Origin of the sequence: Mesorhizobium sp. WSM3626, from assembly GCF_000513935.1 — a bacterium.
GTDB lineage: Bacteria > Pseudomonadota > Alphaproteobacteria > Rhizobiales > Rhizobiaceae > Mesorhizobium > Mesorhizobium salmacidum.
In genome coordinates this window covers 46702-52975 of the sequence record NZ_AZUY01000044.1, presented here as the reverse complement: position 1 = coordinate 52975, position 6274 = coordinate 46702, and the positions used below count along the sequence as shown (strand labels likewise).

The 6274-nt window shown below is 63.2% G+C and carries 6 protein-coding genes; 1 reads left to right on the top strand and 5 read right to left on the bottom strand.

The window, feature by feature from the left end; translation table 11 throughout:
* Window positions 1–270 (top strand): transposase (locus M653_RS0124735; RefSeq protein ID WP_027145745.1); only part of this gene is annotated, 270 nt, incomplete at its 5' end.
* A gap of 125 nt (window positions 271–395) precedes the next feature.
* Here M653_RS0124735 and M653_RS0124730 read toward each other — a convergent pair.
* The 5 genes from M653_RS0124730 to mnmE all read right to left on the bottom strand — a co-directional run bounded on the left by M653_RS0124730 (window position 396) and on the right by mnmE (window position 6273).
* Window positions 396–1280, bottom strand: coding sequence for a ParB/RepB/Spo0J family partition protein (locus tag M653_RS0124730; RefSeq protein ID WP_027145744.1), 885 nt, complete (start codon window positions 1278–1280; stop codon window positions 396–398).
* Between the two features lie 67 nt (window positions 1281–1347).
* Entirely contained in the window at window positions 1348–2148 is an 801-nt protein-coding gene (locus tag M653_RS0124725) for a ParA family protein (protein ID WP_031240355.1), read from the bottom strand.
* Between the two features lie 55 nt (window positions 2149–2203).
* Window positions 2204–2836, bottom strand: a complete 633-nt coding sequence (gene rsmG, locus M653_RS0124720; protein WP_027145743.1) for a 16S rRNA (guanine(527)-N(7))-methyltransferase RsmG — start codon at window positions 2834–2836, stop codon at window positions 2204–2206.
* Window positions 2833–4752 (bottom strand): tRNA uridine-5-carboxymethylaminomethyl(34) synthesis enzyme MnmG, encoded by a 1920-nt coding sequence (mnmG, locus tag M653_RS0124715; RefSeq protein ID WP_027145742.1) that lies wholly within the window; start codon window positions 4750–4752, stop codon window positions 2833–2835. The genes rsmG and mnmG overlap by 4 nt, the downstream gene beginning before the upstream one ends.
* 198 nt (window positions 4753–4950) lie before the next feature.
* The gene (mnmE, locus tag M653_RS0124710; protein WP_027145741.1) at window positions 4951–6273 is read right to left on the bottom strand and encodes a tRNA uridine-5-carboxymethylaminomethyl(34) synthesis GTPase MnmE; all 1323 of its coding nucleotides are present in this window, start codon (window positions 6271–6273) and stop codon (window positions 4951–4953) included.
* Window position 6274 lies beyond the last annotated feature (1 nt).

Genomic DNA, 6274 nt, shown 5'->3' with positions numbered 1-6274 from the left:
CTGGCCGGCCTGGCTCCGATCGCCAATGACAGCGGCAAGCGCAGCGGCCGAAGACCGGTGCGTGGCGGCCGTGCGGGACCGCGAGGCGTCCTCTTCCTCGTTGCCAGCATCGTTGCCAAATATGATCCGCATCTGGCCGCTTTCCAGCAAAGGTTGCAGGCNGCCGGAAAGGAAAAGATGGTCATCCGCATCGCTCTCGCCAGAAAGCTGCTCGTCATTCTCAATGCAAAAGCACGCGATGCGCGAAGCGAGTTCGCAAATGCAACTTGACACCTCAGATAGTCGCTCATCCGTCGCCTTCGGCGACACCTTCTCCCACAAGGGGAGAAGGCAAGAAGGGAAGACCGCGCAAAACATTCGCCGGCTAAATACCAGCCTATAATCGTCGGGCCGCTTTAATCCTGTTTCAACCGGCGGCACAGCTCATCCAGCTGTTCCAGGCTTCGATACGCAACGCGCAGCACGCCACCCTTGCCCTTGTGGTCGACCGTGACGATCATGCCGGTCGTATCGGTCAGCAGCTTTTCCAGGGCCAGCGTGTCGGCGTCCTTTTCGACGGCCGGCGCGGCTGACCTGGTGCCGTTGGAACTGGTGCCGGCCGGCATCTGCGCCAGCGCCTCGGCCTGGCGCACGGAAAGACCCTCCTCGACAATGCGCTTGGCAAGGCCGGCCGGATCCTCCGCCGTGACCAGCGTGCGGGCATGCCCGGCCGACAGCGCGCCGTCGACCAGCATGTCGCGGATCACGTCGGGCAGCTTCAACAATCTCAAAGTGTTGGCGACATGGCTGCGGCTCTTGCCGATCACCTGGCCGAGATCGGCCTGGGTGTAGCCATGGTCGTCGATGAGTTGCTGGTAACCCTGTGCCTCTTCGACCGGATTGAGGTCGGCGCGCTGGACGTTCTCGATGATCGCCAGTTCCAGCGCCGTGCGGTCGTTGACTTCGCGGATGATGACCGGGATCTCGGTCAGCCCGGCACGCTGCGCCGCACGCCAGCGCCGCTCGCCGGCGATGAGCTCGTAGCGGCCCGCCTGCGTCGGCGACGGCCGCGCCACGACCGGCTGCACCACGCCATGCTCGCGGATCGACTGGGCGAGATCGGTCAGTTCGGCATCGCCAAAATGCCGGCGCGGATTTCTCGGGTTTGGGCTGAGAAACTCGATCGGCACCTTGCCGTCGGCGCTCATGCCGGGCTTTTCCGGTGCGGCCGGGCGATCGATCTCGCCGATCAGTGCCGCCAGTCCGCGTCCCAGTCTTTTCCTCGAGAGATCTTCGCTCATCTTTATTCCACGTCTATTTCAGATCGTTTCGGTATCGTATCGGCTGTTGATTATGCGGCCGACCTAATCAAGCAGCGCGCAATTTACGCTCGCGGCGGATCACTTCGGAGGCCAGTTGCAGATAGGCCTGGCTGCCGGAGCATTTCAGGTCGTAGAGGATCGCCGGCTTGCCATAGGACGGCGCCTCCGACACCCGCACATTGCGCGGAATGATGGTCTCATAGACCTTGTCGCCCATATGCTCGCGCACATCCTGCACCACCTGGTTGGCGAGGTTGTTGCGGCCGTCATACATGGTCAGCACGATGCCCTGGATGGTGAGATCCGGATTGATCGAGCGACGCACCTGCTCGACCGTTTCGAGCAGCTGGCTGAGACCCTCCAGTGCGAAGAACTCGCATTGCAGCGGCACGAGAACGGAATCGGCTGCCGCCATTGAATTCAATGTCAGAAGATTGAGCGAGGGCGGGCAATCGATCAGCACGTAGCCGAAGGGCGCTCCGCGCTCGGTCGCCGCGCGCAGCGCATTGCGCAGTTTGAGCACCCGGTCCGGCGCCGAAGCGATCTCCATCTCGATGCCGAGCAGGTCGAGCGTCGACGGCACGATCGACAGGCCGGGCACCGCGGTCGGGATGGCGGCGGCCTCCAGCTCCAGTTCGCCGGTCAGCACATCATAGGACGAGACCGTCCGGTCCTTGCGATCGATGCCGAGGCCGGTGCTGGCATTGCCTTGCGGATCGAGATCGACGATCAGCACTTTTTCGCCGATTGCCGCCAGCGCGGTGGCCAGGTTGATGGCGGTCGTGGTCTTGCCGACACCGCCCTTCTGGTTGGCTACGGTGATGATTCGAGGGCCGTTCTTCATCATGGGTTTATGCCAGAAATTCATCTTTGGGTCGCCGAATAATCAGACCGGTCTCGGTTCAGACAGGTCGCACATTGGACAATTCGAGGATGACGCCGCTGGCGTCGGTCACGCTTGGATGTTCTACCAGATCGAAAGTCCACCGGTTAACGCTTTCTTGCACTTCGGCGCGGTAATCCCGGCCTTTGTGGAACAGCGCGCGCGCCCCCGAGGTCAGCCATGGCGCGGACAGGTCCAGCAGGACCGAAAGCGGGGCCAGCGCCCGCGCCGTGACGATTTGCGGCTTCGAAACAAGCACATGGCTGTCCTCGATGCGGCGCGCCACGACCCGCGCCGGCAAGCCGAACTGACCGATGACGGTCTGCAGGAACGAGGCCTTCTTGCGGTTGCTTTCGACCAGATCGATGCTGGCCCCCGGGCGCTCGGCGAGCAGAAAGGCCATGACAAGCCCGGGAAATCCGCCGCCGGAACCAATATCGACCCAATGCGTGGCTTCGGACTCTATCCGTGCAAGCTGCGCACTGTCCAGGATGTGGCGTTGCCAGACATCACCGGAGGTCGATTGCGCGACGAGATTGATGCTGCGGTTCCATTTCTGGAACATCTCTTCGAACGCCACCAGGCGATCGAATGTTTCACGTGAAACCGGACCGGCGGCCTCCTGCAGGCTCTCGCGGGAGAAAGACCTCACGCAACGTCCCTCTGCTCGGCCTTTTCAGCGGTTTCCCCCTTCTGTGCGGTTTCCCGCTTCTGCGCTGTTTCCCAATGACGGACATGCGCGACAATGACCGCCAGCGCCGCCGGCGTCATGCCTTCCATGCGCTGTGCATCGGCGATGGAGCGCGGCCGGCGCGCCTGCATCTTCTGCTTCAGTTCATTGGACAGCCCTGGCACGCCGGCGAAATCAATGGCGTCCGGGATCAGCCGGCTCTCCTCATGCCGTATCTGCGCGACATCTGTGCATTGGCGGTCAAGATAAACCGAATATTTCGCTTCCGTTTCGAGGCGGTCCGCGGTCCTGACGTCGATGTCGCCAAATTTTGGCTCGACCCGGCTTAGCCAGGCAATATCGACGCCGGGATAAGCCAGCAGTTCAAAGCCGGACCGGCGCACGCCATCGCGATTGATCTCCAGGCCGTGCCGTGCCGCCTCGTTCGGCGTCATGGTCAGCGAAAGCGCCAACTGGCGCGCTTCGTCAAGCCGGCGCGTGACGTCGCCATAGCGCTGCAGCCGCCGCGCCGAAGCGATCCCCAGCGTCTGCGCCACCGGCGTCAGCCGCTCATCGGCGTTGTCGGCGCGCAGCGACAGCCGGAACTCGGCCCGCGAGGTGAACATCCGGTAGGGCTCGCTGATGCCGCGACTGGTCAAATCGTCGACCATCACGCCGATATAGGCCCGGGTGCGGCTGAGCACGACCTGTTCGCCGCCCGCGGCGCGGCGCGCTGCGTTGAGGCCGGCGAGCAGGCCCTGCCCGGCGGCCTCTTCATAGCCGGTCGTACCGTTGATCTGCCCGGCGAGAAAGAGCCCGGCAACGCGCTTGGTCTCGAGCGTCTGATGCAGTTCGCGCGGATCGACATGATCATATTCGATGGCATAGCCCGGCTGCAGCATGACAGCGCGCTCCAGCCCCGGAATGGTCTTCAGGATGTCGAGTTGAACATCTTCCGGCAGCGAGGTCGAAATGCCGTTGGGATAGACCGTGTGGTCGTCGAGCCCTTCCGGTTCGAGAAATATCTGGTGCCCGTCGCGGTCGCCGAACTTGACGATCTTGTCCTCGATCGAGGGGCAATAACGCGGCCCAATGCCTTCGATCGAGCCGGAATACATCGCCGAACGGCCAAGATTGGCGCGAATCACCTCATGCGTCGCCGTGGTCGTGCGCGTAATGCCGCAATCGATCTGCGGCGTCACGATGCGGTCGGTCATCAGCGAGAACGGCACCGGGTTCTCGTCCGCCGCCTGGCTTTCCAGCGAAGCCCAGTCGATGGTTCGCCCATCCAGGCGCGGCGGCGTGCCGGTCTTGAGCCGCCCGAGCCTGAAACCGGCGCGGTCCATTGTCGCCGACAGTCCCATGCTGGCCTTCTCGTTCATGCGGCCGGCGACAATCTTCTTTTCGCCGATGTGAATGAGCCCGCGCAGGAAGGTTCCTGTGGTCAGCACCACGGCGCCGCAGGCAAGCCGGCGGCCGTCCGCCAGGAGAACCGCTGCTATCTTCCCATCGGAAATCTCAAAGTCGAGAACTTCGCCCTCGACGACCTCAAGATCGTTCTGCTGCCGAATCGCTTCCTGCATGGCAAGGCGATAGAGTTTTCTGTCGGCCTGTGTGCGAGGTCCGCGCACCGCAGGACCCTTGCGGCGGTTGAGCAGACGAAACTGGATGCCGGCGGCGTCCGCCACGTGGCCCATCAGCCCGTCCATGGCGTCGATCTCGCGCACAAGATGCCCTTTGCCCAGCCCGCCGATTGCAGGGTTGCACGACATTACACCGATCGTGTCGAAACGCAGCGTCACCAGCGCGGTGCTGGCGCCGGCGCGCGCCGCGGCACTGGCCGCCTCGCAACCCGCATGGCCGCCGCCCACCACAACCACATCATAGTGATCGGTCATCTTACATAAGTCCCGGACTCAAAAGAGATCAGCGACACATGTCCCCGCGAAACGGGACTGTCAAGAAAACTTCCGCGCGACGTTTCACGTGAAACAGGGAAACCCTGCTTCTGTCCGCGTTTCACGTGAATCACCGCCAAAGATGTTTCACGTGAGTCAATCGGAGCCCTGCCAACGACCATGCGTGTTTCACGTGAGTCATTTCCCGATGCAGAACTGGGAAAAGATCACGTCGAGCAAGTCTTCGACGTCCACCGCACCCACGATACGCCCCAGGCGATCCGCTGCCAGGCGCAGCTCTTCAGCGCGCAGTTCCTGTGGCGTCCCCTCATCGGCGGCGCGATGCAGATGCCGGTTCGCCGCACCGAGCAACTCGACATGGCGCAGCCGCGATGGCAGCACATCGCCGGCATCGCCGGCCGCCTGCGTGGCGCGGCGCCCGATCTCCGCCAGCAATTCATCCACACCCGTCCCTTCCACCACCGATATGCCAAACTCGTAGCGCCGGGCCGCATCGTAGGCCCCATTAAGCAAGTCGAGCTTGGTGCCGACGCGCAATGCCGGTGTCGACATCGGCATCGTACCGGCGTCCTTGGGGTCCGCGGCGTCCTCGAGCAAAAGCAAGAGATCGGCGCGATCCGCCTTGGCTTTCGCCTTCTCGATGCCGATCGCCTCGATTTTGCCGGGCGCTTCCCGCAACCCCGCCGTGTCGGTCAGTCTGACACGCAGACCTTGGAGATCGAGAACGACCTCCAGCAGGTCGCGGGTGGTGCCGGGTTCATCCGTTACAATAGCCGCATCGCGGCGCGCCAAGGCGTTGAATAGGCTCGACTTGCCGGCATTGGGTGCACCGAGGATGACGACTTCGAAGCCGTCGCGAATGATTTCGGCGGCGTGGAATCCGGCTATGTGGCGGTCAATCTCTGATATCATCGACCGCACGTCGGACCAGACCGCATCCGAAACGGAACCCGGCACATCATCCTCATCGGCAAAGTCGATCTCGGCTTCGATCATCGCCCGCGCATGGATCAGGCGTCGGCGCCAGCCGATATAAAGCTCACTCTGCGCGCCCTCGGCATTCTGGACGGCGAAGCGCCGTTGCGCTTCGGTCTCGGCGTTGACGATATCCGCCAGCGCCTCCGTCTCGACCAGGTCGACCTTCCCGTTCAGAAAGGCGCGGCGCGTGAATTCTCCGGGTTCCGCGTGCCTGACGCCGTCAAATCCTCCGATTGTCTCCAACATTCTGGCCACCACGGCGCGGCCGCCATGAACATGGAACTCGGCGACGTCCTCGCCGGTAAAGCTGGCCGGCCCGGGGAAGAAGACGACCAGCCCGGTGTCGAGAACCGCTCCATCCGTCGCCTTGAACTTGCGCAGCACCGCCGTGCGCTCCTTAACCACACCACCGGCAATCGTTTCGACAACGAATCGAGTCCGAAGGCCGGATATCCGCAGCACGGCGACCCCGGCCGGAAGCCGGCCGCTCGACAACGCCACGATCGAATCGCCTGAAATCATT

What these genes read in the sequence shown, in the direction of transcription:
- mnmE (WP_027145741.1), bottom strand. Translation starts at nt 6,273, where the DNA reads ATGATTTCAGGCGATTCGATCGTGGCGTTGTCGAGCGGCCGGCTTCCG.
- mnmG (WP_027145742.1), bottom strand. Translation starts at nt 4,752, where the DNA reads ATGACCGATCACTATGATGTGGTTGTGGTGGGCGGCGGCCATGCGGGT.
- M653_RS0124730 (WP_027145744.1), bottom strand. Translation starts at nt 1,280, where the DNA reads ATGAGCGAAGATCTCTCGAGGAAAAGACTGGGACGCGGACTGGCGGCA.
- M653_RS0124725 (WP_031240355.1), bottom strand. Translation starts at nt 2,148, where the DNA reads ATGATGAAGAACGGCCCTCGAATCATCACCGTAGCCAACCAGAAGGGC.